A 15207-nucleotide genomic window follows, 5' to 3' on the forward strand; every position below is an offset into this window, starting at 1 on the left:
TCAGATGCCTTCCGGGTGCGGACCCCACACCGGAAGGGCGTCTTTCATGATGGTGTCGATCTCCTGCAGGTCCGTCTCGGAGAGCTCGAGCTCGGCCGCCGCGGCGGTCTCGTCGAGCTGGGCCGGCCGGCGTGCGCCGACGATGGTGACCTGGACTGCCGGGTTGGCGAGGGTCCAGGCGACCGCCAACTGAGGCAGGGTGACGTCCCGCGCCCGCGCCAGGTCCTTCAGCCGCTCCACCACGGTGAGGTTCCAGCCGAAGGTGTCGCCGGTGAAGTCGGGGCTCTTGCTGCGCCAGTCGTCGGGGCCGAACGTCGTGGAGGCGCTCATCCGGCCCGACAGCAGACCGTGGGCCAGCGGTCCGTAGACCAGCACACCCAGGTCACGCGCGGAGGTGTAGCGCAGCACGGCCGACTCGATGTCGCGGCGGAACAGGTGGTACGGCGGTTGCAGCGTCTCTACTCGCCCGAAGTGGCTCAGCGCCTGCAGCTGCCCGACGTCGTAGTTGGACACGCCGACGTGCCGGATCTTGCCTTCGGCAACGAGTTCTTCGAGCGCGGCCGCGGTCTCCTGCGGCGGGGTGTGCAGGTCGGGCCAGTGGACCTGGTAGAGGTCGATGTAGTCGGTTCCGAGGCTGCGCAAGCTGGACTCCACACCCTCACGGAGCCATCGCCGGCTGTTGTCACGCACCACCCGGTCGCCGTCCGGGCGTAACCCGCCCTTGGTGGCGATGACCACCTCGTCACGACGGGTCCGCTCCCGCAACGCCTCGGCGAGGAGCCGCTCGGACACGCCGAACCCGTAACCTTGCGCGGTATCGAAGAAGTTGATGCCGAGTTCCACGGCGCGATGGATCGCGTCCTTGCTGTCCTGGAGATCGGCGGCGCCCCAGTCGCCACCGAACGCCCAGGTCCCGAACGCGATCGTGGAGACCCGAAGTTCGGTCTGTCCCAGTCGAACCTGTCGCATGCTGCTTTCCTTTCTGTCCGATGTTGCTTCCTGCCACCGGCAGGGGATTCACCGTGCGGGGGTGACCACGGCGTAGATGTGGTGGAATCCGAGCACGTCGATCTTTCCGTCGAGGAAGTCCTGCGCGTTGACGCGATCCACCGCCGCGTAGCCGGGTTCGTACAGGAGCAGGTCCGTACCCTCTCGGCCGATCAGCAGGACGTAGTGCCGCGGGATCCAGCCCCCGATCAGTACCGGCACCGGCTGACCGGCGGTGGCGGCCCTGACCGCGTCCCCGAGCGCCGACGAGCCGCCGGTCCCGATGACGAGTCGCGACTCGTACCGGGTTCCCAGCGCGTCGGCGTGCCGGTTCAGCTCGGTGGTCAGGCCGGCCGGTGTCGAGCCGAGCCGTTGCGGCCAGAAGCGGTTGGTCGCGGCGTGGATGCGATGATCCTCGGCCGTCAGCCGTGCCTGGAACTGTTCCGCGCTCGCAGCAGCCCGATCGGCGCTGTCGCCGGTGGTGAGGTACAGGGCGTACAGCGGATCAGTCATTGCTCGGGCCATCAGCACTGTCATGGACCCGCAGCTCGTGTTGTCGGCCTGCTCCACCGGAGAGAACCGGTACGTGACCCAGTGCGAGCCGTCGGGGTCGATCAGATCGAGATGTCTGCGCAGCCACTGGGATTTCTTGCCGTGGATGAGCCGCGCGAACGTGACGAGCTCGGCGGCGCTGTGTCCAGCCGCCAACGCCTGAAGGAGATACGGCCGCTCCGCCGGACCGGCCGCGGCCAGCGTCGCCTGCACCCGGGCCCGCTCGGCCGGCGTCGCGGCGTCCAGCGTCTTCGCCACCCGGGCCGCCTTCGTCGCCGGCTGCGGCGGATGGCGGTCGGGCTGCGCCTGCGGACTGATCCCGTACCCCGTCACGGACAGCAGGAGGGTCGATATCACCGCGGGCCTGCGCGCCATCGCGGTCCAGCGCCGAAGCGTCCGACCAGGCCAGAACGCCTTGACCCTCGACCTCGATCCGATGACCACGATCATTCCCTTCCGGCCAGCGCGGGCGCACTTCCTCCGTCCCTTCAACGGTGTCGCGGGAACGTCCGGAAATCGTCACGGCGAGCGGCCATTCGCCGTACCGGCTGGCGGTAAGCCGCTGTGCTCAACGGACCTGGCGACGCTTCCTGCGGATCCGGAGGACGACGACGGCCACGGCAACTGCGATCAGTAGCAGCGGCACATAGGTCAGAGCGTTGGCCACCGTTGCCAACGACGCGGCGAAGGCGTAGCCGAGCAGCACGCAGCCCGCGCCCCAGATCAGCGCGCCAGCGGCATTCCACGGCAGGAAGGTGCGCAGGTACGGCATCGCGGCCATCCCTGCCATCCCCGGCATCAGGGCACGCAGGACGGCAGTGAATCGGCCGAGGAGCACCGCGCGTCCGCCGTACCGCTGAAGGAAGTCATCGCCACGCCGCCATCGGTCGGCACCGACCCGGCGGCCCAGGCGGGACGAGCGCAGTCCGGGTCCGAGCCGGCGGCCGACCTCGTAGCCGATGCTGTCGCCGACGGCGGCCGAGAACACGGCGACCGCGACCATCGGCCACAAGGCGATCCAGCCCTGGTGGGCGGCGAATCCCGCCACCAGCAAGGCCGTCTCGCCCGGGAACACCAGCCCGGCCATGACGGCGGCCTCGGCACAGGCGAGACCGCCCGCGATGACGTAGAACCACGCCCCGAGGTGTCCGCCGAGCTGCTGCAGGAATCCGAGCACCGTCAACCGGCCCGCTGCCGGCCCCTGCTGATCGAGTGGTCCACGCCCTCCACGGTGCCAGTCCGCCCCGCGTTCCTCTTTACCGCCAGCGCTGCCACCGGGTACCCGGTAGCAGGAATCCCGGGCCCGGCGACACCTTGGTGCAGCTAGCCGGATTGTCCGAAGAGCGGACGGTTGACATGCTGAACCCATGGAGTTGCGCTGCTTGATCGTTGATGACAGCCCTCACTTCCTGTCGGCTGCTCGCGGTCTGCTGGAGCGTGAGGGCATGGTGGTCGTGGCCGTCGCCACGAACGGGGACGACGCTGTCCGGCTCGCCCGCGAACTCGGACCGGACGTCACTCTCGTCGACATCGACCTCGGCGGCGAGAGCGGCTTCGACGTGGTCCGGCGGCTGACCCGCGAGACCGGCCTGGAGCCGGCCACGGTGATCCTGGTCTCCACCCACGCCGAGGAGGACTATGCCGAGCTGGTCTCGGCGAGCCCGGTCGCCGGTTTCCTGCCCAAGACCAGGCTGTCCGCCGGCGCCATCCGTGGCGTCCTGGGGCGCTCGGCCTGACCTCAGCGGGACTCGAGCCTGACCTCAGCGGGACTCGAGCCTGACCCTCAGCGGGACTCGAGCCTGACCCTCAGCGGGACTCGAGGAAGGCGACCACGGCGAGCACCCGCCGGTGGTCGTCGTCGGTCTCCGGCAGGCTCAGCTTGGCCAGGATGTGCCGGACGTGCTTCTCCACGGTGCCCTCGGTCACCCACAACCGCCGGGCGATACCAGCGTTCGACCGTCCCTCGGCCATCAGCGCCAGGACTTCCTGCTCACGGCTGCTCAGTCCGGCGAGCGGGTCGTTGCGCCGCCGCGCGCTCACGAGTTCCTGCACCAGAGCGGGGTCCATCACCGAGCCGCCGCGGACGATCCGCTCGAGTGTCTCGATGAACTCGTCGACGTCCGTCACCCGGCTTTTCAGCAGGTAGCCGATCCGTTGACCGGTCGCCAGCAGTTCCATCGCGTGCTCGACCTCGGCATGGGCCGACAGCACCAGAATGCCGATCTCCGGAAACTCCGAGCGGATCTCCCGGGCGGCGTCCAGACCCTCGGTGGTGTTCGTCGGCGGCATCCGGATGTCGGCCACGACGAGATCGGGCTTCAACTCGCGCACCAGCGGCAGGATCCACACGCTGTCGCCGGTCTGGCCGACCACTTCGAACCCGGACCGCTGCAACAGACTGGCCAGGCCCGCACGGAGAAGGACATCGTCCTCGGCCAGCAGAACGCGCGCCGCGGGCGCAACCTCGTCGCTGTGCTGATTCTGGTGGGACGGCCCTTGCGTCATGGCAAGCAGTATCCCGCATGCCGGACCGCCGGGTCTTCCGGCCAGCAGGAATCCCTGCTGGGGGCTGACCGGACGACCGCCCGCCGAACCGGCATCAGCGAACCGCGGTCCACGGCTCTCGGGACCGGGCGAGCCGCCGGGCGCTGAGGCAGACGACCACGAGCAACACAGTGGCGATCAGAAGCACCATTGCGGCCCGGCCACCGTGCAGGAGAAGCGCCCCGACGAGGCCGCCGAGGAACATGGCTGCCGCCGACAGCAGCCGCCGGCCGGCCCGGGAGCCGGGACCGCCCGCAAGCCGGCTGTCAGCGGCCGTACCGGTGATGGTGAGCGTCAGCACGGTCGTCGTCAGGTCCGGGACGGCCAACGACCTGGCTGCGGCGTTCTGTATCCCCAGACCGAGGCCGAGCAGGATGAGCAGCGGATAGCGGGTGCCGTCCTGTCCGGGCGCAGCCGACACCTCAGCCAGGACGTACGCCGCGCCGACGAGGAGGACCTCCACCACCAGCGCGCGGTACAGAATGCCCGCTCGGTGCGCCTCGCCGAGGCGAATCAGCCGGCCGCCGAGCAGGGCTCCGCAAGCAAAGGCTCCCAACGCGACGACCGTCGCGACGAGTGAGAATCCGCCGACGCCGGCGATCGCGAAGCCGCCGAACACGACGTTGCCGGTCATGTTCGCGACGAAGACGTGGCCGAGCGCCAGGTAGCTGAACGCATCGACCAATCCGGTGACGACGGTGAGCACGAGCATCAGTGGCTGCAGCGGACCATGCGGGTCGTCGGGCTCCGGTACGGCGGTATGCCACGCCTCTCGCAGAGTGCGGATCATCAAGATCTCCTGATCAATCGGCGCCGAGGGCGCTGCGAGCGGCCTCGACGGTGAGCCGCCGGTCAGGCAACTTGGCGAGCAGCCCTTCGATCACCGGACGCAGCGCGCCGGCGTGCACGAACGGTCCCGGCGCGTCCTCCAGTACAGCGGCCGGCGTGGCGACGACCGAGACCCGGCTGAACGGGGGCCTGCCCTCGACCGCGGCGAACAGGGCGGCCCGGATCACTTGCTTGACCGCGACCGGCCGATCCAGCACCTCGTCCTGGGCCAGCCAGACGATCCCCATGCTGCCACGTCCGAGCTGGGATCGAAGCCGGTACCGGCCCGCGACCAGCCGTCCGGCCGGTTCGGCCGGCGGACGCTCGAACAGGAGCGCCTTGACGGTAGCGACCGTGTCATCCCATCGCGTTGCGGTGATGCCGGATGCAGCCTCCATACCCTCAACGATGATCCGGACCGGACAACCTGTCGTCCGGGCGGGCGTCCACACCGGCTACCGGCTAGCGGGAATCTCCACCGTCCTCGCCGGCCAGGAATTGGCTGGGATCGCCGGCGGCGCTGGCGTTGTCTCCCAGCCAGGCGTTGAGTCCGCGGGGATGGCGTCGTTCGAGTTCGTCCAAATAGTGCTGCCTGGCTTCGACGATGCGCAGCCGGGCCTGCGGCGTGGTCGCAACGCGGAGCGCCTCGTAACTCTCCTGCCACCGCCTGCACAGCTCGGCCGTCGTGAGCAAGCCGTTGTAACGCCTGCCCGGCACGTGCCCCAGTCGGCGACCGAACCACCGCAGCGCGGGTGGCGACGTGACACCGAGCAACACCGCCCAGAACGGACCAGCCGGCCCGAGGAGGACGGCATAGCCCGCGCACGCGATGATCACCCCGATCACCGCGCCGGCGACGGCAATGCCTCGCCAGGCCTTGGCGGCCGCTGTGGCCTCCTCCTCCTTCGACCGGGCCGTGGCAGCCACGATCGATCCGATCAGACCGGCGAGGAAGAGCAACGGGAACATCAGGTCCCGCGGCACCAGCAACACTCCCGCCGCGAGGCCCACTACGCCGGACACGCCCGACACACCACTCCACAGCAGCCGGTACGCCGTCAGCGGGCGGCCGCGATGCCTCGAGTCCATTCCACACCTCTCAGAGCTCTCGTCGTCCGACCCGCGATGGAGCGGCAGACCCGGCGCCGAGGGGAGGGGGTGCCCTCAAGACGCCGGGTCCGCCGGTCTGGTGGAGCTGCTCCGCGACCTTCAGCGGCAGTTGCGCCGCCTTCAGGCGATAGCCCAGCCCGCGGGCGGTGACCAGGTGCTGCGGAGTCGCGGGGTCGCGCTCGACCTTCAGGCGGAGCCGGCGGACGTGCACGTCGACGATCCGGCTGTCACCGAAGTAGCCATAGCCCCAGACCTTGGACAGCAGGTGCTCCCGGCTGCAGATCGCCCCCTCCGCACCGGCCAGCTCGGCCAGCAGCTTGAACTCGGTCCTGGTCAGCGGCAACGGCACGCCGTCCCGGGTCGCCTCCAGGGAGTCGACATCGATTCGCAGATCGCCGACGGTGAACTGGCGCGACGGCGGCGGGGATGCGGACCCGATCCGGCGCATCACCGCCCGGATCCGGGCGGACAACTCCTTGGCGACAAGGGGTTTCCTGACGTAGTCGTCGGCTCCGGACTCCAGGCCGGCGACGACGTCGTGGCTGTCGGTCCGGGCCGTCACCATGATCACCGCGACGTCGGTGTCGCGGCGGATCTCACGGCAGACGTCGAACCCGTGCCGGTCCGGCAGGATCAGTTCGAGCAGGACGACGTCCGGCGGTTCGAGGCGCAACGCCCTGAGCGCATCCGCCCCGTTGGCGGCTTCCAGAACCCGGTATCCCTCGTCCTCGAGGGCGTGTCGCAGCCGCCTCCGGACCAGCGGATCGCTGTCGACCAGCAGCAACCGCTGAGCTGTCATCGAGCTGTGCCGCCGGTCGGGCGCGGTGTTGTCGATCATCATCGGACGTCCCGTCCCATCACACGGCCGGTGCACAGGTGGGCGGTCGCAGCCGCTCCTTCAGAGCCTTCCGGCCGCGATGCAGCCGCGACATCACAGTCCCGAGGGGAATCCCGACCATCCCGGCGATCTCCCGGTAGCTGAACCCCTCGACATCGAAGAGGAGGACCACCTGGCGGTATGCCTCGGGCAGCGCCGCGAGCGCCTCCAGAAGCCGTGCGCTGGGGATCGCGCCGATCACGTCGGCCTCGGCGGACGCCGCGAAGTTGCGCTGGGCACAGAAGGTGTTGTGGTACCACTCCTCGGGAACGGTTCGCGGTTCGCGCAGCCCCTTGCGGTAGGTGCTGATGAACGTGTTGCGGAGGATCCGGAACAGCCATCCGGTCAGATTGGTTCCGGGCTCGAATCCCGAGAATCCCCGGTAGGCACGCAGGTACGTCTCCTGCAGCAGGTCCTCCGCGTCGGCGGGATTTCCCGTCAGCCGCACAGCGGAGGCGTACAAGCGAGCACGGAGTGGGACCGCTTCGGCCTCGAAGCGGTCGTTCAGCTCGTGGGGGCTTGCAGTTGATCGCACCCCTGGAGCATCGCGCGGCGGTGGTGGCGCCGTCTTCACGGTGAGCCCCCAGCGACAGGCCCGCTGACAGCAATTCCGGCCTGCCCGCTAGCTGGAATCCCCAGCCCCTGATCCGTCGCCGAGGAGCCGGCGGACGGCTGCGGCCGACAGGCGCGACTTGGGCAGGAATCCCGCGACCGGGGCGGCCGCGATCAGCTCGCGGAGATCAACCTCGGCATGGGTGGAGATCATCACCAGCCGCGATCGATCCAGGCCGGTCTCCTGCGCGAGCCGGCGGGCGACATCGAAGCCACTCTCATCGCCGAGCTCGACATCGATGAGTACTGCGTCCGGCCGGCTGTCCCGCACGCGCAGTACGGCCTCGTCGGCCGTCGAGGCGGTGCCGACCACCAGGAAACCCTGTTGCTCCAGCAGCGCCCGGGCGGCGGTCAGAAAGTGAGGGCTGTCGTCAACGAGGAAGCAACGCAAGACCATGACACGAGCATGCCGCCGCTCGGCCCCCAGCGCATTCCGGCTAGCCGGACAGTTCGCATCAGCAGTCCGCGCACCGGGTCACGAGACCACAACACATCGTCACCGCTCCGCAGGAGTGGACTGCCTTCGAGGCCGCGGGAGAGGCACGAAATGACGAAGGCCCTCCGACCAGCGTGTCGCCTGGTCAGAGGGCCTTCCGTGGTAGCGGGGATAGGATTTGAACCTATGACCTCTGGGTTATGAGCCCAGCGAGCTACCGAGCTGCTCCACCCCGCGCCGCTTCCTTACGAGTTGAAGTCTAGAGGATCGCCGGTGCGCAACCAAATCAGTTATCGGTAGGCCCGAAATCCCGTGTCGCAAGGGCGGCGGCGCGGCGTACCGTCCGGGTATGTCCCGACTCGACATCCGACCGTTCGAAGCAACGGATCTGCCGGCTGCGGCCGCGCTGCTGGCCGAGCGGCATCGCAACCATCGCACGCGGCATCCGCTGCTGCCGGCCGGCTACGAGGACCCGCAGCGTGCGCTGGCCGAGGTGACGGCGCTCTGGGAGTCCGAAGACGCCTCGGGCGCCGTACTGCGCGACGGTGGCGAGGTGACCGGCTACTTGCTCGGGGCACCCAAGAAGTCGCCGGTGTGGGGACCCAACATCTGGGTGGAGGCCGCCGGGCACGCAGTGCGAACGGCAGAACACATCAGAGACCTGTACGGCGCGGCCGCGGCCAAGTGGGTCGACGACGGACGGACCGCGCACTACACCCTCGTCCCGGACGACGCCGAACTGCTCGACGCGTGGTTCCGGCTGGCATTCGGTTCGCAGCAGGCACACGCGATCCGCCCCGTTCCCGAAACGCCGATCCCGCCGCGTCCTGGACTGACGGTACGGCGTGCTGTTCGCGACGACATCCCCGTGCTCGCGCAACTGGAGCTCGCGCTGCCGCAGCACCAGGGCCTCTCGCCGGTGTTCTCCGCCGGCACGCTGCCGACGTTGCAGGAGGCCCTGGACGAGTGGGAAGAGGATTTCGACGATCCTGACTACGCGACGTTTGTGGCCGAGAGCAACGGTTCGGTGATCGGGGCGTCGATCGGTTCGTCGATCGAGAAGGGCAGCACGCACAGCGGGTTGTCGCAGCCGGACAACGGCGGGTTCCTGGGGTTCGCCGCAGTGTTGCCCGAGGCGCGCGGCCTCGGTGCCGGGCGAGCGCTCGGTGAAGCGGTACTCAATTGGTCTGCCGAGGTCGGCTACACCTCGGTCGTCACCGATTGGCGAGTGACGAACCTGTTGTCGTCACGGGCCTGGCCGGCGCTCGGATTCCAGCAGACCTTCCACCGCTTGCATCGGCTGATCGGGCACTGAGTTGTCCACAGATCGGAAATCGCCCGTCCGGAACGGGTAGCGATCACTGCATCTTCTTGGGCAGAGGCGCCGTGCGGAAGAGTGCGGTGCCGAGGTGACCAGGAGGCAACCATGATGCGTTCATCCCTTCGTTCCCGAGCCGTGCCACGTCTGAGCCGTATCGTGCTTCGGAGCGCGGTGGTCCTCGCAGCCTTGGGTGTCTGGACGACCGCCACCGCGGCGGCCGTCGGATCCTCGGCGCCGCACGCCGCGGTCTCCCCGTCGATCGAGCAAAGGGCACGCACCGTGGACGGCTTCGTGATCGAGCATCTCCCCGGCGGCATCGGGACACCGAGCGACTTCGAGTACGAGTGGGAGGACGTGATCTTCCACAGCCGGGTCTGGGAGACCGGGCCGGATCCGGAGGGCGCGTTCAAGGTCGACCTGACCGTCAAGACGCTGCGCGGCGCGAAGCTCACCGATCTCGAGGCGCTGAAGACCTTCCTCGTCGAGTACGAGGAGAAGGACCCGGCCGGCTGGGAGCTGCGCCCGGTCAAGATCGGCCCGTACGACGGTCTGGCCGCCGCGGACGAGGTGTTCTACTTCGTCTCCCCCGGGGTGGCCGCGGAGGTCTCTCTCGACCGCACCCGGTTCGCCGAGAGCGACCTGCTCGACACCGCCACGGGCTTCCATCCGGAGGCCTGATCCGATGCCGTAGGCAACGAAAAGGGCGGTGACCCCGACAGTTGCCGGTGTCACCGCCCCTCGCGGAGCTACTTCGTGCGCAGAGGTCAGCCGGTCGGCGAAGTCGGCGGACTGGTCGGTGTGGTTGACGGCGTTGGGCTCGGGGTCGTCGTCGGTGCAGCTCCGGCCGACGCGGCCCGGTCGATCGCGGCCTTCATCCTCTCGACCTCCTTCTGGTACGTGGCCAGATCACCGTTGCGCAGGGCCGCCTGGGCTGCGGTGTAGGCGGCCTGGGCTTCGGCCAGGGCTTGCTTGATCGTCTGGTTCGCGGGCTGCTGGTTCGGGGGCGGATTGGTCCCGCCCGGGTCCTCGCCCGTATCGACGCTGGTGTTGAAGACCTTGGTCAGCGCCTCTTGCAGTGTCGATCCGAAGGCGACCCGATCGCCGAAGGAGACGAGCACGTAGCGCAGCACCGGATAGCTACCCGGCCCGCTGGTCCGCACCGAGTAGACAGGCTGCACGTAGAGCAGACCACCGCCCAGAGGCAGCGTGAGCAGGTTTCCGAACTGTGCTCGCGCACCACTGTTCGGCTGGTTGAGCGGGAGCAGCGCCGTTCTGATCCCCTCGTCGGTCTGGAACTTGTTGAAGACCTGTCCTGGACCGGGGATCTGCACGTTGCCGGGCAATCGGAGGATCCGGAACTTGCCGTAGTCCTTCGACGAGGCGTCGGCATCGACCGCCATGAACGCGGTCAGGTTCTCCCGCTCCGCGTTCGGCACGTAGACCGACGTCAGTGAGAACTTCGGTTCCGGCTGGTCGGGCATCCGCAGCGAAAGATAGAAGGGAGGCTGGTTTTGCGGAACCGTATCGGTGCTCGACGGGACCGCCGTCGGGTCGGCCGGGACGCGCCACAGGTCGCTGTTCTGGTACCAGGTGGTGGAGTCCGTCACGTGGTACTTGGCCAGCAGGTCGCGCTGGACCTTGAACATGTCCTCGGGGTAGCGCAGGTGCGCCATCAGGTCCGGCGAGATGTCCGAGCGCGGCTTGACGGTGTTCGGGAAGGCCTTCATCCAGGTCTTCAGCACCGGGTCGCCCTCGTCCCAGGCATACAGCTCGACCGAGCCGTCGTAGGCGTTCACGACCGCCTTGACCGAGTTGCGGATGTAGTTGATCTCCTCGCTCGGCTGCTGCGCGATCGTGCCCCGGCCGGTGGTGGTGTCCCGGGTGCTGTCGTCCAGGGCGACCTTCTGCGCGTACGGGTAGTTCGCGGAGGTGGTGTAGCCGTCGACGATCCAGACCACCTGGCCGTCGACGATCGCCGGGTACGGGTCACCGTCCGGCGTCAGCCACGGCGCGGCCTTCTCGACCCGCTCCCGCGGGGTGCGGTCGTAGAGGATCTTCGAGTCCGGGTTGACCCGGCTGGACAGCAGCAGGTTCGCGTCGCGGAACTTGGTGGCGTAGAGCAACCGGTTACCGAAGCTGCCGATGCCGACGCCGCCCTTGCCGTCGTAGGTGTTCAGGGTCGGATCGCCGCCGACCTTGCCCTCGGGCGTGTCCAGCTCGACCGCCTGGCCGCCCTTCGGGCCGCCGACGATCGAGTAGGTCGGCGACTTCTCACCGAAGTAGATCCGCGGCTCGTAGTCGCCGAGCTGGCCGACCGGCGGCAGGTCCTTCTCCGAGAAGACCGGCGTACCGTCGGCGGCGCGCTGGTTGCCGTTGGCGGCCACGACGCCGTAGCCGTGGGTGTAGACGGTGTGGTCGTTGTTCCAGTTGCGCTGGCCGGCCGGCAGCCGGTCGACCTCGACCTCGCGGACCGCGATCACGGTGTCGGCGGTCTTGCCGCCGATCTTGTAGCGGTCGACGTCCAGATCGGTCGGGAACGAGTAGAAACCACGGACCTGCTGCAGTTGCTCGAAGGTCGGGCCGACGACGCTGGGGTCGATCAGCCGGATACCTGGGAGCACCTCGGCGTCCTGGGTGAGCTCCGACGGGGTCGCTGTCGTCTTCGCCTGGTAGTTGACCACCTCGGCACCTTCGAGGCCGTAGGCCTGCCGGGTCGCCTTGATGTTCTTGTCGATGTACGACGCTTCCTTCACCGGCTCGCTCGGACGGACCCGCACCTGTTGCAGGGCGGCCGGCCAGAGTGCACCGAGCAGGATCGCGGACAGGATCAGCACCACCGTGCCGACACCGGGCAGCAGCCACGTCCGCCGGACCACGTTCGCGAAGAACAGGCCGGCGCACAGCACCGCGATGACGGCGAGGATCTCCTTGCTGGGCAGGATCGCGTGGTCACCGGTGTAGGAGATACCGGTGAACAGCCTGCTGTTCGAGGTGGTCAGGCCGAAGCGGTCGAGCCAGTAGCTGAAGGCCTTCAGCAGGACGAGCAGCCCCAGCAGCACCGAGAACTGCACCTGCGCCGAGCCCGAGGCCTTCTGCCCCTTCGCGGACGGGCGGAAGCCGCCGTACAGGTAGTGGGTGATGATCGCGGCGACCAGCGAGAGCAGGACGATCGAGTAGCCGAAGCCGAGCAGGACGCGCAGCCACGGGTAGTCGAAGACGAAGAACGCGATGTCCTTGTTGAAGTGCTGGTCGGTGACACCGAACGGGGTCCGGTTCCGCCAGGCCAGGAAGACCTTCCACTCACCCGAGGCGGCCGAGCCACCGAAGACCAGCATCAGCGCCGCGACCACTCCGATCGCGATCTTGCCGCGCTGCTGGAGCAGGTCGCCGTAGCGCTCGAAGCCGGGGCTCGGCGACGGCGCGAGGGCCACTCGCGGCCGGGTCCGGAAGGCGACCACGACATTCGCGACGACGGCGATGGCCATCACCAGACCGACCACGACGAACAGCAGCACCCGGGTGCCCAGGACGGTGCTGAACACCGATCCGAGGTCGATCGAGCGGTACCAGAGACGCTGGGTCCAGACGTCGGTGAAGACGCTGAACAGGATCAGCAGCACGATCAGGGTCGCGATCGTCGGGAGCAACGCCCGGGGACGGCGCCCCGGTGTTCGCGCCCGGCGCGGCTCGTCCGGCATGTCGTAGACGCCGTCGCTCATGGTCGGTTCTCCTCGTCGTCACTGCTGCCGTCGACCCCAGGACCCGCGCCCGGCCAGCCGCCGGTGGAGGGTTCGAATGTCAATGACAGTACTTCGCACAGCGTGGGGACCAAGTCGGTGCCGGTGAGTACGGCGCTGTCCTCGTCGTGGGAGCGCAGCCGGACCGCGCCGAACCGGTCTCCCTCGCGCAGAACGGCCGCGACCATCCGGACCTCGTGGCGGCGTGGATCACTGCCTGCCATCCGGGCGACCTCGGCATCGGCGTCGGCGCTCGACAGGCCGGCCTCGGCCGCGGCCGGGAGGACGATCCGCTCGATGGCGAGGGCGCAACCGCTCACGCCGTCGGGCCATTCGATCCGGGCCAGGGCGTCGGCCAGGTGCTCGTCCTCGAGCACGCCGGGCAACTCGCCCTGGGCCACCGGGGTGAGCGGCTGGGACACGTCATCTGCCCCGAGCTCGGCGGCCAACTGGGGCTCGGCCCGCAACAGCTCGTCAGTGGGAACCAGCGCGAACAACTGCGCGGGCTGGTCCCAGCCCGCGCTGCTCACGTGCTTCTCGATCTCGATCACCGCTCGGCTGAGCGCGTCAGGGGGCAGGATGCCTACGGATTCCATGCCGCTAGTGGCCCGGGTCTGAAGTTGCTTGGCAGTAGGCGGTGTTCAGGTGCGTGCATCGTGGTGACGGAGAAGCTGCCTCGATGCTCTTTATCGTGGCTGTTTCCCCGGTGCCGCGAGGTGCGTGCCTGGGCGCCGCATACGTCAAGGAACTTCGGACTCGGGTCACTCGATCTCTCCTTCGGCCGGCAGATTCTTCTCGATGACTCACGGCGTGCATGCGGGGGCGTTGCCCTTCCCGCTGCTGACCGCCTTCAGGGCGGCGATCGCGTCGTCCAGGGTGCTGATCTTCACCAGCTGGATGCCCTTCACGCCGGCATGCAGTGCGGCCGCACAGTTCGGGGCCGGTACCAGGAACACCGTGGCACCGTCGTTCTTGGCACCGGCGATCTTCTGCTGGATGCCGCCGATCGCGCCGACCTGACCGAGGGCGTCGATCGTGCCGGTACCGGCGACGTGCTTGCCGTCCAGCAGCGCGCCGGGCGTGAGCTTGTCGTAGATGGCCAGGGCGAAGGCCGTTCCCGCGCTGGGGCCGCCGATGTCCTGGCCGAGATTGACCGTCACCTTGACCTGGGAGTCGACGCCGATGCTGATGCCGACCATCGGCCGGGTCTCTTCACCCGGGGTGGCCGCGGTCCTCAGCTGGACCGTCTGCTCCTTCTTGTCCCGGCGGATCAGGAAGGTGACCGTCTCGCCGACCTTGTGCTTGCGGACCGCGTCGCCGACCTGCGGGATCTGGGTCATCGGCTGGCCGTCGACCTGCAGGACGACGTCACCCGGCTTCAGCTTGCCGTCGGCCGGGGAGCCCTTGGAGACCGTCGAGACCTTCGTGTGGAAGGGCACCTTCGCCGCCTGCAGCGCGGCCGCGACCGCGCTGTCCTGCGAGCCGGTCATCTCCGCGGTGTTCTGCTCCTCGACCTCGTCGGCGCTCTGGTCCGGCGGGTAGATGATGTCGCGCGGGAACAGGTCGTGGTGCGGGTCGAGCCAGTTGCGCATCGCCTGCGGCAGCGTGAGCTCGCGGTCCGGCGAGGTGACCGAGACCGTGGTCAGGTCGAGCTGGCCGGAGGTCGGGAACGTCTCGTACCCGGTGATCTCGATGACGGGCTTGTTCTTCGCCGTCCCCAGCGTGTCCTTGACCGGACCCGGGCTGAAGGACACGAACGGCACCGGGAACGCGGTGAGCAGTCCGAGCGAGATGACGAGCACGACGATCGAGGTGACCAACGTTGCGGTACGACGTGTCACGAACCCTGCCCTGCGGTCTTGGTGGAATCCAACGTCTCGGCCGAACCGAGCTTCTTGCCGACGTGCCCCTCTGCCGACCCCAACGTCCGGGTCGGGCGAACCGTCCCCGTCGTGTCCGAAGCGTTGCCGACCGGCCGGCCCCGGGTTAGCCGGGCCTTCAGCGGGCGGCGGTTCGGGGTGGCCTGCGGGCCGGGCGCGGCCAGGGCGTCGCTGAAGCGGCGGAAGTCCTCGACCGAGGCGAAGGCGCCGCCGGACCGGCGCGGACCACGGCTGCGCCCGCGCCACGCGGCCCAGCCCATGGCCAGGACGGTGGCGGCCAGCGGGAACACCAGCCACGCCAAAACCTTCATCCGGCCACCTTC

17 protein-coding genes and 1 tRNA gene are annotated in these 15207 nt (G+C 68.9%); 3 read left to right on the plus strand and 15 right to left on the minus strand.

Features of this window, described 5'->3' with window-relative positions:
* From ACFVWG_RS33955 to ACFVWG_RS33965, 3 genes are all read right to left on the minus strand, one after another.
* Entirely contained in the window at nt 1–969 is a 969-nt protein-coding gene (locus tag ACFVWG_RS33955) for an aldo/keto reductase (RefSeq protein ID WP_391547562.1), read from the minus strand.
* 48 nt (nt 970–1017) lie between these two features.
* Nucleotides 1018–1896, minus strand: a complete 879-nt coding sequence (locus ACFVWG_RS33960) for a hypothetical protein (protein ID WP_391547563.1) — start codon at nt 1894–1896, stop codon at nt 1018–1020.
* A gap of 211 nt (nt 1897–2107) precedes the next feature.
* Nucleotides 2108–2716 (minus strand): DedA family protein, encoded by a 609-nt coding sequence (locus tag ACFVWG_RS33965; protein ID WP_391547693.1) that lies wholly within the window; start codon nt 2714–2716, stop codon nt 2108–2110.
* A 190-nt stretch (nt 2717–2906) separates the two neighbouring features.
* On the opposite strand from ACFVWG_RS33965, the gene ACFVWG_RS33970 reads away from it, so the two are divergent.
* A complete protein-coding gene (locus ACFVWG_RS33970) occupies nt 2907–3275 on the plus strand; it encodes a response regulator transcription factor (protein WP_391547564.1) in 369 nt (122 codons plus the stop codon).
* Nucleotides 3276–3345: 70 nt separating this feature from the next.
* Here the strand turns inward: ACFVWG_RS33970 and ACFVWG_RS33975 are convergent, their stop codons facing one another.
* From ACFVWG_RS33975 to ACFVWG_RS34010, 8 genes are all read right to left on the minus strand, one after another.
* A complete protein-coding gene (locus ACFVWG_RS33975; protein ID WP_391547565.1) occupies nt 3346–4044 on the minus strand; it encodes a response regulator in 699 nt (232 codons plus the stop codon).
* A gap of 94 nt (nt 4045–4138) precedes the next feature.
* Nucleotides 4139–4873, minus strand: a complete 735-nt coding sequence (locus ACFVWG_RS33980; protein WP_391547566.1) for a DUF1275 family protein — start codon at nt 4871–4873, stop codon at nt 4139–4141.
* 13 nt (nt 4874–4886) lie between these two features.
* Nucleotides 4887–5309 carry a hypothetical protein gene (locus ACFVWG_RS33985; RefSeq protein WP_391547567.1) on the minus strand — a complete coding sequence of 141 codons (423 nt, stop codon included), beginning with the start codon at nt 5307–5309 and terminating at the stop codon, nt 4887–4889.
* 64 nt (nt 5310–5373) lie between these two features.
* Entirely contained in the window at nt 5374–6000 is a 627-nt protein-coding gene (locus ACFVWG_RS33990) for a hypothetical protein (RefSeq protein ID WP_391547568.1), read from the minus strand.
* A 10-nt stretch (nt 6001–6010) separates the two neighbouring features.
* Nucleotides 6011–6862, minus strand: a complete 852-nt coding sequence (locus ACFVWG_RS33995) for a response regulator (RefSeq protein ID WP_391547569.1) — start codon at nt 6860–6862, stop codon at nt 6011–6013.
* 16 nt (nt 6863–6878) lie between these two features.
* Nucleotides 6879–7433 carry a sigma-70 family RNA polymerase sigma factor gene (locus ACFVWG_RS34000; RefSeq protein WP_391547570.1) on the minus strand — a complete coding sequence of 185 codons (555 nt, stop codon included), beginning with the start codon at nt 7431–7433 and terminating at the stop codon, nt 6879–6881.
* A gap of 87 nt (nt 7434–7520) precedes the next feature.
* Nucleotides 7521–7907, minus strand: a complete 387-nt coding sequence (locus ACFVWG_RS34005; RefSeq protein WP_391547571.1) for a response regulator — start codon at nt 7905–7907, stop codon at nt 7521–7523.
* 199 nt (nt 7908–8106) lie between these two features.
* Nucleotides 8107–8183 (minus strand) — tRNA-Met (locus ACFVWG_RS34010).
* 112 nt (nt 8184–8295) lie between these two features.
* Here ACFVWG_RS34010 and ACFVWG_RS34015 point away from each other — a divergent pair.
* Both ACFVWG_RS34015 and ACFVWG_RS34020 read left to right on the plus strand, forming a co-directional pair.
* On the plus strand, nt 8296–9261 hold the full coding sequence (locus tag ACFVWG_RS34015; RefSeq protein ID WP_391547572.1) for a GNAT family N-acetyltransferase: 966 nt from the start codon (nt 8296–8298) through the stop codon (nt 9259–9261).
* Nucleotides 9262–9423: 162 nt separating this feature from the next.
* Entirely contained in the window at nt 9424–9945 is a 522-nt protein-coding gene (locus ACFVWG_RS34020) for a hypothetical protein (protein WP_391547573.1), read from the plus strand.
* A gap of 86 nt (nt 9946–10031) precedes the next feature.
* Here the strand turns inward: ACFVWG_RS34020 and ACFVWG_RS34025 are convergent, their stop codons facing one another.
* From ACFVWG_RS34025 to ACFVWG_RS34040, 4 genes are all read right to left on the minus strand, one after another.
* Nucleotides 10032–12986: a UPF0182 family protein gene (locus ACFVWG_RS34025; RefSeq protein WP_391547574.1), complete on the minus strand. Its 2955-nt coding sequence runs from the start codon at nt 12984–12986 to the stop codon at nt 10032–10034.
* Entirely contained in the window at nt 12983–13600 is a 618-nt protein-coding gene (locus ACFVWG_RS34030) for a PPA1309 family protein (RefSeq protein WP_391547575.1), read from the minus strand. Before ACFVWG_RS34030 ends, ACFVWG_RS34025 begins: the two co-directional genes overlap by 4 nt.
* A gap of 207 nt (nt 13601–13807) precedes the next feature.
* On the minus strand, nt 13808–14845 hold the full coding sequence (locus ACFVWG_RS34035; protein ID WP_391547576.1) for a PDZ domain-containing protein: 1038 nt from the start codon (nt 14843–14845) through the stop codon (nt 13808–13810).
* Nucleotides 14842–15195, minus strand: a complete 354-nt coding sequence (locus ACFVWG_RS34040) for a hypothetical protein (RefSeq protein ID WP_391547577.1) — start codon at nt 15193–15195, stop codon at nt 14842–14844. Before ACFVWG_RS34040 ends, ACFVWG_RS34035 begins: the two co-directional genes overlap by 4 nt.
* Nucleotides 15196–15207: the final 12 nt, after the last annotated feature.

The organism is Kribbella sp. NPDC058245, from assembly GCF_042882005.1.
Classification (GTDB): Bacteria; Actinomycetota; Actinomycetes; order Propionibacteriales; family Kribbellaceae; genus Kribbella.